The following is a 21,247-nucleotide window of genomic DNA, read 5'->3' on the forward strand; positions in this document are numbered from 1 at the left end:
TACGAGATCGAATACTTCAGTACCGGATTCCGTACGGTAAACACACGGGCGGGGGCGGCGCAAGACCCGCGGCGGACGAGTTGTCGCTCGGCTGAGCGAGGCGAAAAGCTACTTCGCGGCTTGGTTGGTCAGCGCGGCGAGGACGAGCCCGCCGAGTTCGGTGTAGGCGTCGGCCATGGACAGCCCCGAGCGGTCGAGCAGTTCCCCGTGCTGGATGCCGTCGATGAGGAGGCTGACCGCGGCGCCGACGAAGTCCGCGTTCACCGCGCGGAACGCGCCCGAGGCCACGCCGTCCTGAATGGACTCCCGGACGTGGTGGGCGGCGGCGAGCGAATGCCGCGCGTACAGCTCGGCGGTGGCTTCGAAGCTGAGCAGGTCCGCGTAGCACTCCGGCGACATCCGCCGCAGCTCAGAACCCAGGCCGGCGAGGTACTCGGCGATGCGCTGCGAGGGGTCGGTGATCGGCCCGGCCTTCTCCTCGACCCGGGCGGCCGCCTCCTGGAAGAAGTGGCGGACGGCCACCACGACCAGCTGCTCCTTGCTGCCGGCCACCGCGTACAGCGTCGACTTCGAGCACTGCAGCCTGCTGGCCAGGTCGTCCACGGTCAGCCGGGCGAAACCCTCGTCGAGGAAAAGCCGTTCCAGGCGCAGGATCAGCTCCTCGCGCTTGGCGTCGGACATACGTCGGCTTCGTGCCGTGCGCGCTCCCGGTGGCGTCATCCAAGGTGGCTTCGCGGTCATGGTTCCGTAGCCTCGCACACGCCCGGGTGTGAGGCGGCGCGCGGTACTACCGTACCCCATCGCGTACCCTCACGGGAGAAGACCGAACCGCCGGGCGGTGACCACGGCCTCCATCCGGCTGCGCGCCACGAGCTTGCGCGAGGCGCTGCGCAGGTAGCTCTTCACCGTCTCCGTGGAGATCCCGAGGTCCTCGGCGATCTGCTGGTTGGTCCAGCCGAGGGCCACGCAGGCGAGCACGTCGAGCTCCCGCGCCGCCAGTCTGGGGAGGTTCCCGGCCCGCGCCGGGCGGCCGGAGACGGCGGACAGCGTCTCGCAGATCGCGCGGACGCGGGCGCGCAGCACCGGGTCCTCGACGCTCTGGCTGAGGGTCCTCAGCTCGGCGTAGGCCTCCCGGACCAGCTCCCAGTGCGGCCGGTGGCAGTCGGTGGCGTCGTAGCGGTCGAGCCAGGCGAGCCGCCGCGTCACCTCGTCGCGCACCGCCAGGGTCTGCTCGAGCTCGCGCGCCGACTCCACGACGGCGTGGACGACCCGATCGCCCAGCGGCAGCGAGCTGCGCAGCGCGCCGTAGAGCACGCCGCGGACGTTCCGCCTCACCACCACCGGCACGGCGACCACCGCGCGCAGCCCTTCGGCCACGATGATGTGGTCGTAGTGGTGGCTGATGCCGGGGGAGCGCACGTAGTCGTCGACGACGACCGGCCGCCGCTGCGCCACCGCCTTCCCGCCGAGCCCGCGCCCGTACTCCAGGCTGACGCCGCGCAGCGCGCCGGTGTGCGGGCCGGTGATCTGGCTCAGCTGCACCTGCCGCCCGGCGCCGACTTCGCCGCCGAAGGTCAGCGGCAGGCCGGTCGCGTCGCGCATCCGGGCCAGCGCGCGATGGATCTCCGGGCGGTCGTCGGCCGTGGCGTTCGGGTTCACGCCTGCCTCCTCGAAGACGTCGCGTGCGGGATTCGCTCCCCTCAGGCGGGGGTAGCCGGGCTTTCGCCGCGATGAGACATTTTTGCCACGGTACGGCACTGCGGCGGTATCGCGTAGGTCCAGGAGGTCCTGATGACGAGCATCCAGCGCCGGGTCGAGGACCTCCGCTCACGGTTCGACCGGCCCCGGGTCCGCGCCGCGGAGCTGCTGTGCGACCGGCACCCCGGGGACGCCGTCGCGTTCACCGTCGTGGAGCCGGATCTGTCCTCGCGCGACTGGACTTTCGCTGCCCTGCAGGACTCCTCCGCCCGGCTGGCCACGGCGCTGGCCGAGCTCGGCGCCGGTCCCGGCGACCGCGTCGCCACCCTGCTCGGCAAGTCGGCGGACCTGGTCGTCACGCTGCTCGCGATCTGGCGGATCGGCGCGGTCCACGTGCCCCTGTTCACCGCGCTCGCCCCGCCGTCGATCGCCGGGCGGATCGCCGGCAGCGGCGCGCGGATCGTGGTCACCGAACCCGGGCAGCGGGCGAAACTCGGGCCCAGCGAAGACATCCCGGCGGCGTGGCGGCTGACCGTGATCACCACCGGCGCCGTGGACCACCCCGGCGACCACAGCTTCGAGCGGCTGCTGGCGGCGCCGCCGCAGCCGGTCCCGGTCACGACGAGCGGGGACGCGACGCTGGTCGAGCTGTACACGTCCGGCACCACCGGGACTCCCAAGGGCGTGCCCGTGCCGCTGTGGGCGGTCGCGTCCATGCTGGCCTACCAGGAGTTCGGGCTCGACCACGAGGAATCGGACGTGTTCTGGAACGCCGCCGACCCGGGCTGGGCCTACGGCCTCTACCACGCGATCCTCGGCCCGCTCGGCCTCGGCCGGCGCGCCCTGTTGCTCCACAGTGGATTCTCCGCGCGGCTGACCTGGCAGGTGCTGGCGGCCTTCCGGGTCACCAACTTCACCGCCGGGCCGACGGTGTACCGCGCGCTGCGCACGGCCGAAGGGCTCGCTCCGGCGGATCTGGCGCTGCGGCACTGTTCGTCGGCGGGGGAGCCGCTGCCGCCCGAGGTGAGCGACTGGGCCGAGCGCGTCCTCGGCGTGCCGGTGCTGGACCACTACGGGCAGACGGAACTGGGCATGGCCGTGGCCAACGCCTGGCACCCCGCCCTGCTCGGCGAGCGGCGGCCCGGCTCGATGGGCCGGGCCCTGCCGGGCTGGCGGCTGGACGTGCTGCGGCCGGAGACGGCCGAGCCCGCGGCCGACGGCGAACGCGGGCGGCTGGCGGTCGACCTGGCCGCCAGCCCGTTAATGTGGTTCACCGGGTACCGGGGTGCGCCCGGGCGCACGGCCGAGCGGTTCACCGCGGACCGGCGCTGGTACCTCACCGGCGACACCGCCGCGCGGGACGCCGACGGGACCTTCCGCTTCACCGCCCGCGACGACGACGTCATCCTGATGGCGGGCTACCGGATCGGACCGTCCGAAGTGGAATCCGTGCTGCTGGGCCACCCGGCCGTCGCGGAGGCCGCCGTCGTCGGCGCCCCGGACGAGCTGCGGGGCGAGGTGGTCACGGCCCACGTCGTCGTGCGTCACGGGCACGACGCGGGCCCGGCACTGGCGGCCGAGCTGCAGGCACTGGTGAAGACCCGGTTCGCCGCGCACGCCTACCCGCGGGCCGTCCACTTCGTCCCGGCCCTGCCGAAGACGCCCAGCGGCAAGCTGCAGCGCTCGGCGCTGCGCTACGCCGAGCGCCACTCCCAGTAGTTTTTCCCCGGTTTTCCCCACCCGCGCGCGATTTCCGCGCGCCGGGGTGTTCCCGGCTGCCCGCCAGGCCCCGGGATCCCGTCTCCCGCGCCGGCCCGGCGCGGGCGAGGAGAGCCGGCCGCTCTCCTGCCAACGCCTGGCGTCCCCGGGCCGGTCGCACCGGCGCGCCCGAGCATGCCCGGGGACGCCGGGCACCGCATCCCCGCACCCTGGAGGCAACGATGCCCAGGCCCGTCCAAGACCGGCAGATCCAGTCCCGTGTGGACGAACCCGTGCCCGCGCGGGTGTCCCGGCGGAAGTTCGTCCTCGGGGCGGCGGCGGGGTTGTCCGCGCTCGCCGTCGCCCGGCCCGCGCTCGCGGGCGCCACCACGGCGCCGCGGGCGGTGGCCGACAGCGGGGCGCGGGTGATCGCCGAGCAGCGGCTGAGTCCCACCATGCTCGACCTGACCGTCGACTCCCCGGCGCTGGCGGCCACGGCGATGGTGCGGCTGCTGCACCCGCCGGCCTGGACGCCCGGCGCCACGCGCACCTGGCCCGTGCTGTACCTGCTCCACGGCGCGGGCGACGACTACACGTCGTGGACGCGCTCGACCGACGTCGCCGCCTTCACCCGCGGCGCGGAGATGCTGGTGGTGATGCCCTCGGGCGGCCGGGACGGGTTCTACTCGGACTGGTACAACCGGGGCGCGGGCGGCGCGCCGCGCTGGGAGACGTTCCACCTGACCGAACTGCGCCAGCTCCTCGAGCGGGGCTACGGCGCGGGCACCGTCCGGTCGATCGCGGGCCTGTCGATGGGCGGCCTCGGCGCGCTGGCGTACGCGGGCCGCCACCCTGGGATGTTCGCCGCGGCAGCGTCCTACAGCGGCGTGGTGCACACGACGTACGAGGCCGCCCGCGGGTCGAGCCTGATCCAGGGCGTCCTCGTGAAGGACGGCTACGACCCCACGGCCCTGTGGGGCGACCCGAACCTGAACGCGGACGTCTGGGCGGCGCACAACCCGTACGCCCTGGCCCGCACCCTGGCCGGCATCCCGCTGTTCCTGGCGTGCGGCAACGGCACCCCGGGCGTGCTCGACCCGCCGGGCACCCCGCCCGACCTGTTCATCGAGCCGCTGTGCGCCGAGATGAACACCGCCCTCGCCGGGCGTCTCCGTGAGGTGGGCGCCACGGTCACGACGGACTTCTACGGCCCGGGCACGCACAACTGGCCCTGGTGGCAGCGGTCGCTGCACGAGTCGTTCCCGATGCTGACGCAGCCGCTGCGCCTGGGCTGACGCCCGGGGGATTCCCGGGGTATCACCCGCGGGGTGGTGGGCCCGGGCCCCCGGCACCCGTAGTTTCGCACCGGGCGGCGAGTGGGCGACGCCGCCGGCGGGAGCGAGCACGCGGGGACGGCTCCCGAACGAACCGGGGTGACCGGCGCCCCTCGGCGGTCACCCCGGCTCCGGCTCCGGCGTGGCCGCACGAGCTCCGGGGCCCGGCTCGCGAGGTGCCCGGGTTGTCGTGAGTGGTAAGGAGGGTTAGAACCCTCCTTACCACTCACGACCGGCCACGGGCGGCGGTCAGGCCGGCTCCGGGGGCTCCAGGGACAACCGCGCCGACGTGCCCGGCTCGACCAGGCCCGGCAGGCGCTGCCGCCACATCGCGCGGACCCGGCCGACCAGGTCGTGCTCGCCGGTCGTCGCGCGGGCGAGCAGCGGGGTTCCCGCGAACTCCGCGATCGTGCTCTCCGCCGCCGCCCGGACGTCCACGCCGGCGCGGAGCTCGCCCGCGCGGCGGGCGCGGTGCAGCAGCTCGCGCACGACTGCCAGCCAGCCGAGGAAGTGCGCCGGCGCCAGGACGTCCGCCAGCTCCGCGTGCAGGGGGAGCTGCACGCTCGCCCGGTAGGCCGGGTCGTGCTGGTGGCGCCGGGCGACCTCGAACGTCAGCCCGATCAGCACCTGGACCGGGCTGGGGTGCCGCGCGGACAGCCGGGCCGCCAGCTCCCACCACAGCGGGCAGTACCGTTCGACCACGGCCGCCGCCAGTGCCGCCTTGGACGGGAAGTGGCAGTACAGCGCCCCCTTCGTCACCTCGGCTTCCGCGCATACGGTGTCCAGCGTGGTGCCGGCGAACCCGACCCGGTCGAAGATCGCGGCGGCGGCGTCGACGAGCTCCTCGCGCGTGCGGCGGCCGCGGGCGGTGCCGGTCACGCGGCCGGACCGACCGGGTGCGTGAGCAGCCAGCACGAGTCGACGAGGTCGGCGCCGGCCGTGAGCGAAACGGCGAACTCGTACGACGACTCGCTGCCGTCGGTCCTGGCCTGGCAGCGGAGGCGGCCCAGCACCACGACCGTGTCCTCCTCGGTGAGCCAGCGGCCGACGCTGAGCCCGGCGACGGTCATCGCGGAATCGAACGCGGACAGGAACGATTCCACCTGCCGCCGGGTGCAGGTTTGCGTGGTTCCGCCGGGCTGCGCCGGAGTCGGGCCGTGCCATTCGACGCGCGGGGCGAGCAGTTGCGCGACCCCGGCGAAGTCGCCGGCGCCGAACCGCAGCAGTGCCTGCTGCGCGAGGACGACGGCGGCCGGATCCGGGTGGCGGCAACGGCTCTGCGCAACGGAGTTCACGCGGTCTCCCGGGGATTTCGCGGCCGGACGGGCACGGGCGGCCGGATCGCACGGGCGGTCCGGCCGGGAGGGACCCTACCGGAAAACCCGGTCCCCGCCGCGCATCCGGCGCCGATTCACCATCAAGAACGAAGCCGTTCGCATGCGATCTTTCCGCCATTTGCGGTGCGCCGGACCGATTCGCCGATCCGGACCGGCCGACCGGCCGGATGCGGCCACGGGACCGTGCGGTTCGCCGTGCGGATTGCCCGTGCCGCAACGGGTCCCCGACGATCGGCCGTGATCGATCCGCACCCGGCCCCGAGGAGAATCCCATGAGAGCACGGTCCGCAGTCGTCGCCGCCGCGGTGCTCGGCGTGCTGCTGCCGGGCGCGCCGGCCGTGGCCGCCGCACCGGCGGCCCCGATCCGGGCCGACGTTTCGCCGCAGGACCGCGAATACCTCAACCGCGTCCACCAGGCCGACCTGTTCGAAATCGTCGCCGGCCGGCTGGCCGATCGGGGCGCCTGCGCCCGCGTGCGGGAGCTGGGCCAGGAGTTCGCCGAGCACCACACGGCGCTGGACGCCGACCTGATCGGCGTCGCCGCCCGCGCCGCCGTCCCGCTGTACTCGGTGCCCGAGCCCGAGCAGCTCGGGCAGATCGCCGACCTGGCGGCCCGCTCGGGCGCCGACTTCGACGGCGCCTGGCTGCGCGACCAGATCGCCGCGCACGTCCGGGTGCTCGCCGTCGGCGACGCGGAGACGCGCTACGGGTGGTCGGCGGAGGTGCGGGCGCTGGCGGTCCGGGCGGAACCGGTGCTGCGGCACCACCTGGAGGAGGCCGTGGGAGCGCTGGAAACGTGCCCGCCGGGCTGAGCTGACCCGGACCCGGACGCCACCCCGGCACCGCGCCGGGGTGGCCTTCGGCGTGCCCGTTTCCCGGGGCGGTGAACAGGACGTATCACCCGGATGACGGTCTGCACCCGGCAGCGGAAGCGGGAAGATCGCACCTGGCCGAGCAGCGGACAACCAGACCAAGGGGAACCATGCACTGCGTCACGACGCTCGTGGTGGACGACCAGCCCGTGCTCCGGTACGCGATCCGGCGCCTGCTGCAGGACTGCGCCGGCGTGCGGGCGGTGGCCGAAGCCGGTACCGAGCGGGAAGCGTTGCGGCACTGCGAAACGCACCGGCCCGGCATGGTCATCACCGAGCTCTCGGTCGCCGGCGAGCCCGCCGGGGCGGCCATCTGCCAGTACGCCAAGGAACACCTCGGGCGCGCGGCCGTCCTCGTGTTCGCCGGCGACCCCTCGCCCGCAGCCGTCGCCACGGCCCTCAACGCCGGTGCCGACAGCTTCGTGCACAAGTCGGCGAGCGGGACCCGGCTGGTGGCCGCCGTGCGGTCCACGCTCGCCGGCGACCGGGTCTGGGTGCCGGCGGGGGAGACCGAGCCACCGCTCGGCGCCGCGGTGCCGTACACCAGCGTGATGACCCAGCGGGAGGAGGACATCCTCGCGCTGATGCTCTGCCGGTGGTCGAACGACGAAATCGCCGGCGAACTGCACCTGGCCCGGCAGACCGTGAAGAACTACGCCAGCCGGATCCTGCACAAGCTCGGGTTCTCGAGCCGGCGGGAGCTGGTGCGCGCCCTCGGGTTCCGCGCGGGGCCGCTGCGCTGTGCCACGCCGGTACCGGAGGTACCACGACCGGGTGAGGTTCGGTACCGGCCGGATCCTGTCAGCCGAAGATCTTCTTCCTAGGGTGACCGGGGTGACCACATCGGCGTCGGCGCTGAAGCCGCTCCCCGGGAGGCCGGTCCCGTGACCGTGCTTCCGGCGCTGGTGCTGGCGCTCGCCCTCGGCGGGTTGCCCGCGCCGGCCGCCGCGGCCCCGGCGGTCAAGATCCAGGAGGTGCTGGGCGGCCCGGCCGGGTACCTCGTCCTGCGCAACGCCGGTACCGCGGCGGTGGACCTCGGCGGCTGGTCGGTGCGGTCCTGCACGGGCGGCCCGGCGCCGGTCGGGCTGGCCGAACTGCCCGCGGGCGCGGAGATCCCGGCGGGCGGGTCCTTCCTGATCGCCGCGGCGGGTTTCGGCGGCACCGAAGCGGCGCAACTCGTCGTGCCGGAGCTGCCCGGCGACGGCCAGATGTTGCTGGACCACCGGCGGGTGCGGGCCGACGCGGTCGCGTGGACGGCGTCCTCACCGTGCCGAGAGCGCGAAGCGGCGGTGGCCTGCCCGGGGCTCGCGGAATCGCGGGACGCGGCGAGCCGTGACACCGACGACAACCGCGCCGACTTCAGCTGCGTGCGGTCGCGGACCTGAATTCGGCGAAATTCCGGAGAAAAGGGGTGTTCGTGGTGCCCGCACGCATCAGGCGCGGGGAAAGAATGTCGTTCCGTTCGATGTGCGAGCTGCTGGCCGAACAGCGGACCGCGAAGGGCTGGTCCCAGGACGACCTGGCCGCGATGCTGCACGCGATGTCCGGCAACGACAGCGTCACCCGGGAGGAGGTTTCCCGGTGGGAACGGGGGAAACGCATCCCGGGGCCCTATTGGCGGAGCTGGCTGAGCCGGGCGCTGGACACGCCGTGCGCCGAGCTGGAGCTGGCCGCGGCGGTGACCAGGCGGCGGCGCCGGTCGGCGGATCGGGAAAGTACCGGATAACTGGCCCCTTCCGGCCGGATCGAATTCCCTTGGATACTGGAACGGCCACGGCGGGAAAACGCTGTGGTAATCATCTCCTCATTCCGGAAAGGATTCAGTCATGCGTCGTCTCCTGGCTGGTTCGGCCATTCTGACCGCGGTGGCGGGCCTGTGCGCCGGTGGTGTGGCCGCCGCGACCGAAGAGCAGCCGGCCGTCTCGTCGTCGGTGGTGATCAACGAGGTCTCGACCCGCGGCCCGAACGGCGCGACCGACGAGTTCATCGAGATCCGCAACGTGTCCAACCGCGCGCAGGACCTGACCGGCTACTCGATCCGCGTGTACGGGCCGGGCAACGCGGTACTGGACACGATCACGCTGCCGGCGGGCATGGTGCTGCAGCCGAAGGGCAACCCGGGCCAGTTCGTCGTGCTGACCGGCCAGAACTTCTCCGGCACGGTGTCCGACCAGACCAACGTGGTGCCGTTCTTCCTGGCCGGCGCCGAGGGCATCCCGGCGAGCGGCGGCGTGGCGGTGTTCAGCCAGACGGGCACCAAGGTCGACGGCGTGGCGTTCAACGCGGCGGCCTCGACCCCCCGCGAGGGCCAGGCGGCCCTCCCGGAGACGGCGGCCACGGAACAGCTCGCGGCGGCGAGCGCCCGCGACATCCTGAGCACGGACACCGACAACAACCGCCTGGACTTCTCGCTGCACCAGCGCACCCCGGGCATGGAGAACTAGGCAGGCTCACCCCGAACCGGCCGGGCCTGCCCTCGCGGCCGGGATCTCCGCCGGACGGGCGGCCGCGGAGCCACGGCCGCCCGTCCGGAAAGGAGGGTCGAGAAACCCCGGCGCAGCCCCGGCCAGGCCGGTCGTGAGCGGGCAGGCGCCCACGGCCGGCCACCCCCGGGGGGACCGTCCATTGAGGACGGGGTTTGCGCTCTCGGCCACGCCGCCCGGTGAAGTCTGACCGCGGTCGAGGGTTGTGGAGGCCGATCCGAGCTGCAACCCGCACCACCCACTCTCCACACCACCGGCCGCGGCTCGGTCGTAGGAACCGGCAACCCGGCAGCCCGCGGCGGCCTGGCAGGCCCCGGCCACTCGGCAGCGGCCACCCGGCGAGCCCCGGCCTCCCAACCCCAGCCGCCCGGCGAGTCCCGGCCTCCCAACCCCAGCCGCCCGGCGAGTCCCGGCCTCCCAACCCCAGCCGCCCGGCGAGCCCCGGCCTCCCAACCCCAGCCGCCCGGCGAGCCCCGGCCTCCCGGCCCCAAACCGCCCAGCTAGCCCGGCCACCCGGCATCCAGACCCCGGCCCCGGCCGGCCCGAGTGGCGGAGTGTCGCCATCGGCGACACTCCGCCATCCCCACCCGTGTCTTTCCGGCAAAACCTCCCGCATCCTCGGAAAACCCCTCGCGGCGGCCGTGGCCCACGGCCGCCGCCTGGTATCCGAGGAGAGTGAGGTCCCGATGTCCCCGCGTCCCCCTCACCGGCGCCCCCTGGCCGTCGTCGCCGCGATCGTCCTGTCCCTCCTGCCCGCGCCCGGTGCCGCCGTCCCGGCCGCACCGCCGCCCGCCGCCCGGCCGGCCGTCCACCGGGTCACGTTGCTCACCGGCGACGTCGTCACCTACGAACAGGACGGCGCGGGCCACCGCACCGCCCAGGTCGAACCGGCGCGCCGCCCGGACCGGCCGCAGCCGGCCTTCCACCTCACGACCACCGCCGAGGGCCTGCTCGTGTACCCCTCGGACGCGTTCCCGCTGATCAGCAGCGGCGCGCTGAACCGCACCCTGTTCAACGTCACCGCCCTCGTCGCGGACGGCCGGGACGACGCGGCGTCCGCGACGATCCCGGTCATCACCCGCTACGGCAAGGCCGCGCCCGGTGCCCCGGCGCCGGCCGCGCGGGCGAAATCCTTGCCCCGCACCAGCCGGCCGATCCCGCTGACCACGGCCAACGCCGTCGGCCTGCGCGTCGAAAAGGCCGGCGCGGCCGACTTCTGGCACGCACTGGTGACCCGCGACGCCGCCGGCAAACCCGCGCTGGCCGGCGGCATCTCCGACGTCCACCTCGACCGCAAGGTCCGGGTGGCGCTGGACAAGAGCACCGCGCAGGTCGGCGCGCCCGCCGCGTGGCAGCGTGGCCTGACCGGAGCCGGGACGACGGTCGCCGTCGTCGACACCGGGATCGACGCCGGGCACCCCGACCTGGCCGGCAAGACGGTCGCCGCCGCCGACTTCAGCGGGGAAGGCGACGTCGCCGACCACCACGGCCACGGCACGCACGTCGCCTCGATCATCAGCGGCACCGGCGCGGCCTCCGGCGGGCGCTACAAGGGCGTCGCGCCGGACGCGAAACTGATCGTGGCCAAAGTCTTCGACGCCTCCGGCGAAGGCGACACCGCCCAGGTGATGGCCGGCATCGACTGGGCCGTGGCCCAGGGCGCCAAGATCGTCAACCTGAGCCTGGGCGCCGGGGTCAGCGACGGCTACGACCCGCTGAGCGAGCAGCTCGACACGCTGTCGGCGAAGACCGGGACGCTGTTCGTGGTGGCCGCGGGCAACGAAGGTCCGGGGGACCGGACGGTCACCACGCCGGGCTCGGCGACGTCGGCCCTCACCGTGGGTGCGCTTGACCGCGACAACACCCTGGCCTGGTTCAGCAGCCGCGGCCCGCGCCTGCGGGACGCCGCGGTCAAGCCGGAAATCGCCGCGCCCGGGGTCGGCATCGCCGCCGCCCGCGCGTCCGGCACCGCACTGGGCGATCCGGTCGACGACTTCTACACGCGCGTTTCGGGCACGTCGATGGCCACCCCGCACGTCGCGGGCGCCGCCGCGATCCTGCTCCAGCAGCACCCGGACCTGTCCGGGGAAGCGCTGAAGAACACGCTGGTCAGCACGGCCAAGGACGTCGGCCTGCGCTGGTACGAGCAGGGCGCCGGGCTGCTCGACGTCGCCCGCGCGGTTTCGCAGCAGGCCAGCGGCACGGCCGTGGCGAGCTTCGGCCGCACCGACCGCACGGCCGCGGCGCGGGTCGTGCGGACGCTGACCTACGCCAACACCGGCGATCGGCCCCTCGACCTCACCCTGAAACTCCAGGTGCGCCCGTGGGACGACGCCACCACGCCGCTGACCGGGATGCGGCTGTCGGGCACGAGCCTGTCCATCCCCCCGAAGTCCGCGAAGTCCGTCGAGCTCAGCGAAGACCCGGACGAGGGCACCGCCGGCGTCTACGGCGGCTCGGTGCTGGCCACGACCGCGGACGGCGCGGGCGCGGTGCGCACCGCCGTGAGCGCGTACAACGCGGCGGCGCTGGCGCCGGTCACGGTGCGGGTGCTGGACTCGGCGGGCGCTCCCGCGGAGCTGGCTTCGGCGCAGCTGATCGACGACAGCGCCGGCCGCGCGAACCGCAACGATCCCTTCCTCGACCAGGTCAGCCAGCAGGTCGACCTGGTCGGCGGGGTGGGCAGGGTCGCGGTCCCCGCCGGCCGGTACTCGGCGCTCGGCTGGGTCGTGGAACGCGGCTCGGTGACGCGCCGCTGGTCGGCGGTCAGCGCGTCCGAGGTGGCGGTTTCGGCGCCCGCGGAGATCACGCTGAACGCCGCGACCGCCGTCCCGGCCGGCTTCACTGCGCCGGAAGCGGTCGATCCGCGCGACCGCACCGTGATGCTGCGGCGGGTGATTCCCCCGGCCGGGAGCACGAACGGCTACATCGGCGAAGCCGGGTTGTCGACCGGCGGTTCCGGGTGGGAGGTGCGCGTCGCCCCGGCGGCGCCCACGGCGACGGGCACGATTTCCTTGCAGGACAGCGCGGTCCTGTCCTCGGCGGCCGTCGACCTGCGGGCTGACGCGACGGTGCTGAACCCCGCCTACGACGTCCCGACGCTGACGGCGAAACTCCCGGGCGAACGGACGCTGCCGCTCGTGTTCGCCGAAGCGGCCGGTCTGCCCGCGGCGGACGTCCGCGGAAAGGCCGTCCTCGTCCGGATTCCGGCCGGTTCGCCCGACGACGTTTCCGCCGCCGCGTCGGACGCGGCCCGGCAGGTGAGCGCGGGCGGTGGCACCGTCATGATCCCCTACGCGGGGGCGGCGCCGATTCCCGGGCTGACCAGCGCGGTGGTGCCCACGCTCTCCGTCGGGTCCGAGCAGGGTGAGGCGCTGCGCGCGGCGCCATCGGTGCACCTGGTGGTGCGCGCGGCGCCGGAGGCGATGTACAACCTCAGCTACTTCGAGCGCAACGGCGTGCCGAAGGACCTCGTGCGGCGGGTCGACCGGGCGTCGCTGGTCGCGACGAAGACGACCTACCACGCCGACCGGCCCGGCCTGAGCGGCCAGAAGAACTGGTACGCGTTCCCGACCGGCTCGTGGAAGACCCAACTGGTGCAGGGGACGAAGATCCCGGTGCCGGGGGCGTGGACGGAGTACACCGGGCCGGGCGACGACCGGCTCGTCTGGAAGCGCGTGGTGACGTTGTCCGGCAACGACGACGCGGGCCGTCGCGCGTCGCTGTCGATGAACGTCCAGGGCGCCTACCGCCCCGGCGAACGGTCGCGGCCGGACGAGCACTGGTTCCGCGCGCCGCTGCACAGCACGGCGGTGGAGCTACCGCCCGACCACCCGGCCCGCTACCCGGCGACGGCGAGCGGCTGGACGGTGCTGTGCTCGCTGTGCCGCGGCGGCCAGGACCCGGACCTGTTCGTCCCGGCGCTGCAGTGGACCGACGGCGCGCACTACACGAGCCCGTACGAAAACGCCCGCTACTTCACGGGCACGACGGCACGCCTGTTCCGGGACGGCCGCGAACTCCCGAGGGCCAACGCGAACGATCCGCTCGCGCTGTTCCCGGTGTTCCGGCTCGCCCCCGAGCGGGCGGCCTACCGGCTGGACGTCACCGACGTGATGCCGGCCCAGTCCCAGGTCGGGACGCCGAGCGGCCCCCTGTTCGGGTTCGCGCCGCGGACGGACACCTCGTGGACGTTCACTTCGGAGCGGGCCGCGGTCGCACCGCCGGCCGGGTACACGTGCTACCCCTCGGGGGCGGCGTGTGCGTTCCAGCCGCTGATCCAGCTGGACTACCGGTTGCCGCTGGACCCGGCCGGCCGGGCGCCCGCGGCGTTCACCTTCGACATCGCGGCGGCAGCCCATTCCGGCGCTCGCGGCGGCGGCCCGGTGACGCAGCTGCGGGTTTCGTCCTCTGTGGACGAAGGCCGCACGTGGACGCCGGCGGTGGCCCGCCCGCACGGCGATGCCGTGTGGACGGTGACGGTGAACCAGCCGTCGGGGGAGTTCGTGTGGCTGCGCACGGAAGCCCGCGACGGATCGGGGAACACGGTCGCGCAGACGGTGCAGCGGGCGTACGGGATCAGTCGCTGACGTCCGGCCGCGGCAGGGCGACCCACCCCCGCGTGGCGGCTTGCAGCCCGGCCTGGAACCGGGTGCCGGCGCCGAGCTGGGTCATCAGGTGCTGCAGCCGGCGCTGGTAGGTCCGGTAGCTCATCCCGAGCTGCTTGGCGATGCTCCGGTCGGGCAGGCCGGTGGTGAGCAGCGCGAGCAGCCGGGCGTCGTCGACGGAGAGGACGCCCGGCTGCTCGGTCGCCGGCAGCCGCAGCGGCAGTCCTTCGCGCCAGAGGAGGGCGAACAGGGCGCTGAGGGCGTCGAGCAGGGCACAGCGCCGGATGACGAGCGCGGTGCGGATTTCGGGGAGGTCGGACCGCAGCGGGATCAGCCCGACCTCCCGGTCGACGAGGATCATCTTCAGCGGAGCTTCCGGCACGACCCGCGCTTCCTCGCCGAGCACGAGCCCGGCCTCGAGATCGGTGGGCAGATCGTGCAGTTCGAGCGCACTCCGGTCGTAGACACCGCGGAACCGCACCCCCTGTTCGAGCAACGCCCGTTCGGCGGGGTGGAGAACGGTGGGCGGCTGGGCGTAGGGGGGCTTGTCGACGAAGGTGACTTCCTGCCGCGCCTGCCGCAGCAGCCGATCGGCCCGTTCGGCGATCCGATCGGTCCCGTGCACGACCTCGATGAGGTCGACCGCCTGCCGGGCCGAGGTGTCCCGGAACTGCTCTTCGAGCCGTTCGGCGACAACCCGCGCGGCGGCGAGCTCCTGGTCTTTCCGGCTGAGCATGGCCCCGATGGCGATTTCGGGCCGCACGGGGGCGTAGGTCCTGGGGGTGCCGGGAAGCCGGGCGAGCAGGCCTTTGCGGGTGAGGACCCGGAGCACGGGCCGGAGCTGCTCGCCGGTGAGCGAGGTGGCGTCCCGAAGCTGCGCGAGAGTCATGGCGCCGGAGCCGGCAAAGGCTTGGTAGACCTCGAGGTCGGCTTCACGCAGACCGATGATGTCGAGCATGACCCTCCCGCGGCTGTTCGGGGTGCGCGGCCGACGTTAGCGCTGACCAGGGGGCGGCGAGAGGTACGGAAGGTACTCGGAGGAGGCCGTCGGGCATTTAACGTTTCGGCGCGCTCGTGCGACTCCCCTTGGGCGCAGCTGTGCAGGGAGGGAGGCCCGTGTTCGCCAGGTTGTACTTCCCGTGTGTGCCATGGCTCGTCGCGATCTACCGCGCGGAGCTGCGCGACGGCCGGATCGCCCTGCACGGTGCCCTGTTCGCGAGCAAGCACCTCGCGCGCGTGCGGGGGCGCTACCACCAGGAGTTCCAGCGGGACATGTTCAGCTGGGTCCACATCGGGCCACGGGTCAAGGTCATCGACGAGCTGACCGGCGCGTCGATGGTCACCATCCTGCTCCTGACGTTCTATATGACCCCGGTGGTCGTGGTGGGGGAGCTGGCGAACGCTTCGATGGTCCGGCTGGGCCTGGCGATCGCGCTGGTGCTCGGCTGCTGGCTGGTGACGGCGCTGGTGCTGGTGCCGATCATGAGCTTCAGCGCGCTGTGGGCCCAGGTCACCGCGTTCGTGCTGGCTGTCGTGTTCGCAGCGGTGGTCGTCGGCGTGTTCGAGGGCGGCCCGCGGGAGGTGGGCGTGGTGCGGCCGCTGGCGCTCGGGATCAGCTGGTACGCGGCCGCTTGGCTGTTCGGCTCGGACGGGGACACGAAGTCAGCGGCGGCCGGCCGGCTACGAGCCTTTTCGTTCTTCGTGCCGCTGTTCCCGTTCGCGCCGTTCCTGACCGCGGAGCTGCTCATCGGGCCCGGCTACGCGGGGTCGGACGTGCTGTTCGCCGGACTGCTTTCCCTGGCCTCGACCAGCGCGATCGGCGCGGTGGTGATATTCGGTGTCCTCCGGGTCGTCGACCCGGCCAACATCCTCGGCTTCTACGGGTCGTTGCTGCTGATCGTGACCGCGTTGCTGGTGCCCATCACACTGGTGCCGCGCAGCCCGCAGTGGGCGGTTTGCGCGGTGCGCGGCGCGGTACTGGCTTCCGGCAGCGGCATTCTGGCCGTGGTGGCGATGAACCTGGTCTTCTTCGCGGTGAACGCCTTCACCGGACGCATCGGCGTGGCCAAGGACCCGGAGGTCCACGTCGTGCGGAGCCTGGCGTTCCAGATCCTCGACCTGGAGTTCGGCGACCCCGCCTGGTGGACGCTGATCGCCCCGGAGCGGGCGGACGAGCGAACGGGCAAGCGCTGGGTGAGGCGAACGCTCGCGGCGCGCGGCCGTCCGGGCCCGATCGACCGGGAGCAGGAGCGCCGCCTGGCCGACCGCCAGGACGCGCTCATCAGGCTGTTCGACCGCTACTTCGCACCGCGGTTCCGGGTGTACAACGAGGAGACCAACGAGTACGTGCGCCAGCAGAGCCGGGGAATGGCCGCGACGATGACGTTGTGGCAGCGACAGATCCTGTTGCGCGGCAACAGGACGGCGGATGTTTTGCTGCCTCAGCTGGTGCGGGCTTTGGACGCGGCGGTGGGCCGCGAGTGGGACCGGTTCGAACGCACCGAGATCGCGGTCCTGCCACGCCGTCGTCGCCGTCGCTTCCTGGCCCTCTTCAGGCAGACGGTGGTCGCGGTGCTGCCACTCGCGGCGGTGGCCGCGCTGGTGCTGTCCCCGCTCAGGCTGCCCGATGCGCTGATCGGCTCGCTCGTCACGTTCGCGCTGACCTGGCTGGGGGCCAACCTGCTGCGCGCGGTCGATCCGAGCGCTTCCGAGTCACTGGACATAGCTGACAAGCTGAGCCGGGCGAGCCGAGGTGGCTGAGTCCACACAAGGGACGGCTGCGGGGCTGAACGCCCATGTCTCGGCGTCCGAGCGGACCCCGAATACGACGAAAGCCACGTCTACCTGCGTAAACGTGGCTTGTCCGTCGGGCTGACAGGATTTGAACCTGCGACCCCTCGCACTTACTCGGGGGTCGCGGGACCTGGGCGGGTTGTCAGGTCCAGGTCGTTGTGCAGGGATCCAGGTTCTTGATCATCGTCGTTCATCATCGTTCGCCGGTGCCATGTGGGCAGAATGTGGGTTGCTTCGCCGTGCTGATCGGTGTCAGCTTCCTGGCGTCACCTGCGAGTCCTGTGTGGTGCGTCACATAGAGTGTGGGCATGACTCGTTACCTGGATAACCCGGCTGGACGGCTGTTAGCTCTCGTTGAACAGGCGAGGGGGAAGAAGCAGGATGCCAGTGCCTCCCAGCAGTGGGCAGAGATTTTTCACGTAGACCACTTAGGGTCGGATTTTTTCCGTTCCGTGGCGAACTTTTCCAAGATGGTGGCCGACGTCCGCACTCAGATGCAGGAGGTTGAGCCGGATGAATATGAGTTCTACCTGGAGTATTTCTCGCAAGTGGAGACAATGACGGGTAATTTTGGTCGTTGTCTCGTCGTCCAGATGTCAGAGTTTCTGGTGCCCTTGGAGCCGCAATCGGGAGAGCATTCACTAAAGCTTTGCTCGGCCATTCTGCATCGCAAAAAATCCGAGGGTGAACTCAGTGAATCGGAACGGGATTCGCTGCTTGAAAAGGTGCTCGACCTGATTGACGAGGTTGAGCGCGTTGATGACCTCAAGGGTGAAGCTCGCGAGTGGATCCTGCTGCGCCTCAGAGAGATTCGAAGAGTCCTGGAGGCTAGGAACCAGTTCGGTGTCGCCGACCTGTCTGCCGCTCATGACCTTCTCGTGGGTGGAGTCAAGAACAAGCAGGCGCGGGTCGCGGCTCTGGCGAAAAGTATGATTGCCAAAAATTTCATTGGACTAATTGTTGCACTTGATCTGGCTGTCAATCTGGGGGCGAACAGCCTGCAGATAACGCAGGGGGACGATGCTCCCAAATCCACGTCGGTCGTAATCCAAATTCAACGTGATATTGAGCAAATCAATATCGAGTCGTCGAGTGTCGTGCCCCAACTGCCCGCAGGGCGCGAAAATGGCACTGAGCGTCCGAGCAAATGAATGAATCTTGGCGCTTTCTTGGTGTTGGCTGTACTGCCTACAAGTGGGTGGCCTCTTCGCCATCTCGTCGACCTGGCAACGCCCGATCGCGCCGCGTCAAGGGGGCACCTCCCGGCTGGCTGAGCGTGTCGCTGAGAGCCGCCCCCTTGACGCGGTGTGATAGCCCTCCGGGAGGTCGACGAGATGGCGACAGGCCGCTCACGCACGCGACCGATGCGCCGCGTCGGCCATTTCGGAGACCTGCCCGTCCGGCGAGGACATTCTTTCTTCTTGGGCTGTGGCCCCGGTACAGCCGCCGGCCGGTCGCGTGGGTGCCTGAGGCGGGCCCCGCGCGTGCCGGCCGATAGCGGCGCGGCCCCGGAGGGGCCGCCTTGACTGCTGCGTGCCGCGTCGCATCCCGGCCAACCCGGCGCGCGGGGTCAAACTCCCGGTGCGTCCTGAGGCCGAGCACGTGTACCTGACGTACGAACAGGTGGAGACGCTGGCCGACGTCGCTGCGGGTCTCCGGACGAAGTACGACCGTCCAACGGCCGGTGCCGAGATCAACCGGGCGTTGATCCTGCTGCTGGCGGACACGGGCCTTCGGTGGGGTGAGGTTGCCTCGCTCCGTGTCGGGCGCGTGGATCTCGTCAAGAGGCGCATCCGCGTCGCTGTGACGTTCTTCGAGGTCGGGGGAGTGCAGCACGAGGGGTTGCCCAAGACGGGCAAGAAGAGGACGGTCTCGTTCCCGGCCTCACTGGTGCCGGTGCTGCGCCCCCTGGTGACCGGCCGGCAGTCTGACGAGCTGGTGTTCACCACGGGACGGGCCAGTCGCTGCGGGCGAACAACTGGCGCGTCCGGAAGTTCAAGGCGGCCGATCTCAGGGTGGCGGGGCTCACTCCGCACAAGCTGCGCCACACGGCGGCCTCGCTCGCCATCGCGGCCGGCGCGGACGTCAAGGTCGTTCAGCAGATGCTCGGGCACGCCGACGCGGCCATGACCCTGAACGTGTACGGGCACCTGTTCCCGGATCGCCTCGACGAGGTCGCGGACGTGCTCGACGCCCAGCGCACTCAGGCACTGGTGGGCATGGCGGCGTGATGATCAGCCCCGGGCATGTGGGCAGAATGCGGGCCGCCCCGGGGCTGAGTCGCGTCCGGAGCTACGTCGGAAATGAAAAAAGCCACGTCCACCTGCGTAAACGTGGCTTGTCCGTCGGGCTGACAGGATTTGAACCTGCGACCCCTTGCTCTAATCCGGCTAGAGCTGGACGGCGGCATCGGAGATCGAAATGGCCGCTGACCTGGCCTGAGGGCGGTCGTAGTTGGTCCTCGTTGGTCATCACTCGGTGGTGCAGTGTGGCACGCATGTGACATGCGGCTGCGGCTTGCGGTGCCTCAGGCGGGAGGTCGCCTCGGCTACTGTGAGCCAGGACACAACCACTTATGGCGGCGGCGGTGCCGTCGAGGCACAACATGTAGTGGCGCGCGCGGGAGTTGTCGGTGTTGTCGGTTACACTCGCCTCCAGCGACAGGAAAGACCCCGACCGGGGTCAACGCCTCGGCCGGGGTCCAGTGCATTGGGCATGCTCTGCGACCGTACAAGGCGGCGACTGCTGGCATCAAGGCCAGGGGTCGCCTTGGTGTTCGACGTCGCAGGAAGAAACACGGTGATCAAGATGGGCCGTAAGGTCATCCCGCCGGGTACGCCGGCGCCTTCGTCTGGCCAGTACAAGGTGCCGGGCAGCAAGACGGAAGTCACGGCGGTGAAGGGTAAGCCGATGCCGCCGACTTCCAAGCCGGGGCAGGGCTACGTCGAGGTCGACAAGACTAAGCACAAGAACGGCTAGTAGCCACTCTGACGGGGCGTCGATGAACTGTCGACGCCCCGTTCGAGCTTTGTGGCACGGATAGATTGTCTTGGAAGGCGTAGATGGGGCGTTACGACAAAATTCTGTTTGGGTTATCTGACGATATTCTTGAAACTCTCCGCCGTGAGGATATCGAGCTGGGCTTTGCTGAGGTTATCCCTTACCTTAAGAGCATAAGGGCCGATCTTCAATTATTTGAAAATCAGGGCGATTTCCGAATTCCGGATATTCGGATAAATAATGTAGATCAAGCCGTTAATCAGATTCAGAATGGCATAAATCGTATAATTGAGTTCAAGCCTATGGGTATGAATAATCCGCAGGGTGAACGTCAAAGCATTCTAGAAACAATGAAGCAGCTGTCAGATTTGGTTGCCGAGAATTTCCGTCCGTACATACGACCGGATTTCTCGGAGCTGGAGACCAGGCGTGCTCAAGTCGTCGCACTTCAGGAGGACTTAGCAGGGCGTATTCTTGATGCGAGACAGACTACTGCGGCTGCGGACAAGGCACTGAAAGACGCGGAGTCGCTGGTTGCCGAGTTGCGCTCGGGGGCGGTCGCGAAGGCTTCCGAGGAAATATCGGGATACTACAAAAAGGCGACAAATGAGCACAAAACGGCCGCTAAGCGCTACTTGGCGGCTGCCGCCTCGCTCGGTTTGATACTTGTTGCACTGCTTGTCGTGGTCTTCTATCTGAATCCTCCTGATGTCTCAACAAGTAACTGGCTTCCTGTGCTGATTCGGGAGGCGCTTGGCAGGGTGCTAGTTCTCTTGGTGCTGACGGCGGCAGTCGCTTTTTGTACAAAGAACTATCGCATTAATAAGCATCTTCAGATCATGAATCAGACGCGTTACAATGCTCTTGAGACTGCGGCAAAGTATGTCGCCGGCGTAACTACGGATGAGGCACGCAACATTGTTGTGGCTGAACTGGTTCGCTCAATATTCACGCCAGGTGATACAGGTTATATGAGTACTGATAGGGAGCAGACGATTATCGAAAACCCGGGTTCCTTGCTCGGAATCGTCGGCTCTGCGGTAAAAAAGTAGGAGCATCTGTCTTGGTGACTACTTCAAGTGAGCGGCCTCTCGGCATCTCGACGACCTGGCGCAGCCCGATCACGCTGTGTCAAGGGGGCACCTTCTGCCCAACTGCCGCTGACCCGCTCGACTGCCCCCTTGACGCGGCGTGATAGCCCTCTGGGAGGTCGTCGAGATGCCGTTTGGCCGCACACGGACGCAACCGCCGCGCACGTCTTGGCCATCTCGATGACCTGCCCGTCCGGCGAGGACATTCTCTTCTTCTTGAGCTGCGGCCTTCGGTGCAGCCGCCGGCCGGTCGCGTGGGTGCCGGAGGCGGGCCCCGCGCGTGCCGGCCGATAGCGGCGCGGCCCCGGAGGGGCCGCCTTGAACAAGAAAAGAA

At 70.8% G+C, this 21,247-nt stretch carries 19 protein-coding genes; 14 read left to right on the forward strand and 5 right to left on the reverse strand.

Annotated elements, in window-relative coordinates; genetic code table 11:
• Positions 1-108: 108 nt before the first annotated feature.
• Both OO60_RS00560 and OO60_RS00565 read right to left on the reverse strand, forming a co-directional pair.
• Complete coding sequence (locus tag OO60_RS00560) at positions 109-681, reverse strand: TetR/AcrR family transcriptional regulator (RefSeq protein WP_004562695.1); 573 nt, start codon at positions 679-681, stop codon at positions 109-111.
• A 129-nt stretch (positions 682-810) separates the two neighbouring features.
• On the reverse strand, positions 811-1,659 hold the full coding sequence (locus OO60_RS00565; RefSeq protein WP_004562694.1) for a helix-turn-helix transcriptional regulator: 849 nt from the start codon (positions 1,657-1,659) through the stop codon (positions 811-813).
• A gap of 132 nt (positions 1,660-1,791) precedes the next feature.
• On the opposite strand from OO60_RS00565, the gene OO60_RS00570 reads away from it, so the two are divergent.
• Positions 1,792-3,417, forward strand: coding sequence for an AMP-binding protein (locus tag OO60_RS00570; protein WP_051767607.1), 1,626 nt, complete (start codon positions 1,792-1,794; stop codon positions 3,415-3,417).
• A 221-nt stretch (positions 3,418-3,638) separates the two neighbouring features.
• On the forward strand, positions 3,639-4,691 hold the full coding sequence (locus tag OO60_RS00575) for an alpha/beta hydrolase (protein ID WP_081656112.1): 1,053 nt from the start codon (positions 3,639-3,641) through the stop codon (positions 4,689-4,691).
• Between the two features lie 288 nt (positions 4,692-4,979).
• Here OO60_RS00575 and OO60_RS00580 read toward each other — a convergent pair whose 3' ends face one another.
• Both OO60_RS00580 and OO60_RS00585 read right to left on the reverse strand, forming a co-directional pair.
• Positions 4,980-5,609, reverse strand: coding sequence for a ScbR family autoregulator-binding transcription factor (locus OO60_RS00580; protein ID WP_004562690.1), 630 nt, complete (start codon positions 5,607-5,609; stop codon positions 4,980-4,982).
• The gene (locus OO60_RS00585; protein ID WP_004562689.1) at positions 5,606-6,025 is read right to left on the reverse strand and encodes a nuclear transport factor 2 family protein; all 420 of its coding nucleotides are present in this window, start codon (positions 6,023-6,025) and stop codon (positions 5,606-5,608) included. The genes OO60_RS00580 and OO60_RS00585 overlap by 4 nt, the downstream gene beginning before the upstream one ends.
• 314 nt (positions 6,026-6,339) lie before the next feature.
• Between OO60_RS00585 and OO60_RS00590 the strand changes: the two genes are divergently transcribed.
• From OO60_RS00590 to OO60_RS00615, 6 genes are all read left to right on the forward strand, one after another.
• Positions 6,340-6,879 (forward strand): DUF4142 domain-containing protein, encoded by a 540-nt coding sequence (locus OO60_RS00590; protein ID WP_051767608.1) that lies wholly within the window; start codon positions 6,340-6,342, stop codon positions 6,877-6,879.
• Between the two features lie 170 nt (positions 6,880-7,049).
• Positions 7,050-7,763, forward strand: coding sequence for a response regulator transcription factor (locus OO60_RS00595; protein WP_081911095.1), 714 nt, complete (start codon positions 7,050-7,052; stop codon positions 7,761-7,763).
• Between the two features lie 60 nt (positions 7,764-7,823).
• Positions 7,824-8,324, forward strand: coding sequence for a lamin tail domain-containing protein (locus tag OO60_RS00600; protein ID WP_033260597.1), 501 nt, complete (start codon positions 7,824-7,826; stop codon positions 8,322-8,324).
• A gap of 65 nt (positions 8,325-8,389) precedes the next feature.
• On the forward strand, positions 8,390-8,665 hold the full coding sequence (locus OO60_RS00605) for a helix-turn-helix domain-containing protein (RefSeq protein WP_033260598.1): 276 nt from the start codon (positions 8,390-8,392) through the stop codon (positions 8,663-8,665).
• Positions 8,666-8,765: 100 nt separating this feature from the next.
• Entirely contained in the window at positions 8,766-9,383 is a 618-nt protein-coding gene (locus OO60_RS00610; protein WP_033260599.1) for a lamin tail domain-containing protein, read from the forward strand.
• Between the two features lie 725 nt (positions 9,384-10,108).
• Positions 10,109-14,011 (forward strand): S8 family peptidase, encoded by a 3,903-nt coding sequence (locus tag OO60_RS00615; protein ID WP_081911097.1) that lies wholly within the window; start codon positions 10,109-10,111, stop codon positions 14,009-14,011.
• Here OO60_RS00615 and OO60_RS00620 read toward each other — a convergent pair.
• A complete protein-coding gene (locus OO60_RS00620; RefSeq protein ID WP_003055748.1) occupies positions 14,001-14,987 on the reverse strand; it encodes a helix-turn-helix domain-containing protein in 987 nt (328 codons plus the stop codon). The genes OO60_RS00615 and OO60_RS00620 overlap by 11 nt on opposite strands.
• Positions 14,988-15,145: 158 nt before the next feature.
• Here OO60_RS00620 and OO60_RS00625 point away from each other — a divergent pair, with 158 nt between their 5' ends.
• The 6 genes from OO60_RS00625 to OO60_RS46245 all read left to right on the forward strand — a co-directional run bounded on the left by OO60_RS00625 (position 15,146) and on the right by OO60_RS46245 (position 20,874).
• A complete protein-coding gene (locus OO60_RS00625) occupies positions 15,146-16,789 on the forward strand; it encodes a hypothetical protein (RefSeq protein ID WP_003055750.1) in 1,644 nt (547 codons plus the stop codon).
• A gap of 341 nt (positions 16,790-17,130) precedes the next feature.
• Entirely contained in the window at positions 17,131-17,973 is an 843-nt protein-coding gene (locus OO60_RS46240; protein ID WP_155848797.1) for a hypothetical protein, read from the forward strand.
• Positions 17,974-18,445: 472 nt separating this feature from the next.
• Entirely contained in the window at positions 18,446-18,952 is a 507-nt protein-coding gene (locus OO60_RS48375; RefSeq protein ID WP_420835525.1) for a tyrosine-type recombinase/integrase, read from the forward strand.
• Complete coding sequence (locus OO60_RS48130) at positions 18,862-19,053, forward strand: tyrosine-type recombinase/integrase (RefSeq protein ID WP_420835526.1); 192 nt, start codon at positions 18,862-18,864, stop codon at positions 19,051-19,053. The genes OO60_RS48375 and OO60_RS48130 overlap by 91 nt, the downstream gene beginning before the upstream one ends.
• Before the next feature lie 541 nt (positions 19,054-19,594).
• Entirely contained in the window at positions 19,595-19,801 is a 207-nt protein-coding gene (locus OO60_RS00640) for a hypothetical protein (protein ID WP_155848798.1), read from the forward strand.
• A gap of 83 nt (positions 19,802-19,884) precedes the next feature.
• Positions 19,885-20,874: a hypothetical protein gene (locus tag OO60_RS46245; RefSeq protein ID WP_155848799.1), complete on the forward strand. Its 990-nt coding sequence runs from the start codon at positions 19,885-19,887 to the stop codon at positions 20,872-20,874.
• The last annotated feature ends 373 nt before the right edge of the window (positions 20,875-21,247 follow it).

This window comes from Amycolatopsis vancoresmycina (assembly GCF_000716785.1).
Taxonomy (GTDB): Bacteria; Actinomycetota; Actinomycetes; order Mycobacteriales; family Pseudonocardiaceae; genus Amycolatopsis; species Amycolatopsis vancoresmycina.

Excerpts from the sequence above, each read along its gene's own strand:
- OO60_RS00560 (WP_004562695.1), bottom strand. The coding sequence starts at position 681 with ATGTCCGACGCCAAGCGCGAGGAGCTGATCCTGCGCCTGGAACGGCTT.
- OO60_RS00570 (WP_051767607.1), top strand. The coding sequence starts at position 1,792 with ATGACGAGCATCCAGCGCCGGGTCGAGGACCTCCGCTCACGGTTCGAC.
- OO60_RS00575 (WP_081656112.1), top strand. The coding sequence starts at position 3,639 with ATGCCCAGGCCCGTCCAAGACCGGCAGATCCAGTCCCGTGTGGACGAA.
- OO60_RS00590 (WP_051767608.1), top strand. The coding sequence starts at position 6,340 with ATGAGAGCACGGTCCGCAGTCGTCGCCGCCGCGGTGCTCGGCGTGCTG.
- OO60_RS00595 (WP_081911095.1), top strand. The coding sequence starts at position 7,050 with ATGCACTGCGTCACGACGCTCGTGGTGGACGACCAGCCCGTGCTCCGG.
- OO60_RS00605 (WP_033260598.1), top strand. The coding sequence starts at position 8,390 with ATGTCGTTCCGTTCGATGTGCGAGCTGCTGGCCGAACAGCGGACCGCG.
- OO60_RS00610 (WP_033260599.1), top strand. The coding sequence starts at position 8,766 with ATGCGTCGTCTCCTGGCTGGTTCGGCCATTCTGACCGCGGTGGCGGGC.
- OO60_RS00615 (WP_081911097.1), top strand. The coding sequence starts at position 10,109 with ATGTCCCCGCGTCCCCCTCACCGGCGCCCCCTGGCCGTCGTCGCCGCG.
- OO60_RS00620 (WP_003055748.1), bottom strand. The coding sequence starts at position 14,987 with ATGCTCGACATCATCGGTCTGCGTGAAGCCGACCTCGAGGTCTACCAA.
- OO60_RS46240 (WP_155848797.1), top strand. The coding sequence starts at position 17,131 with ATGACTCGTTACCTGGATAACCCGGCTGGACGGCTGTTAGCTCTCGTT.
- OO60_RS46245 (WP_155848799.1), top strand. The coding sequence starts at position 19,885 with ATGGGGCGTTACGACAAAATTCTGTTTGGGTTATCTGACGATATTCTT.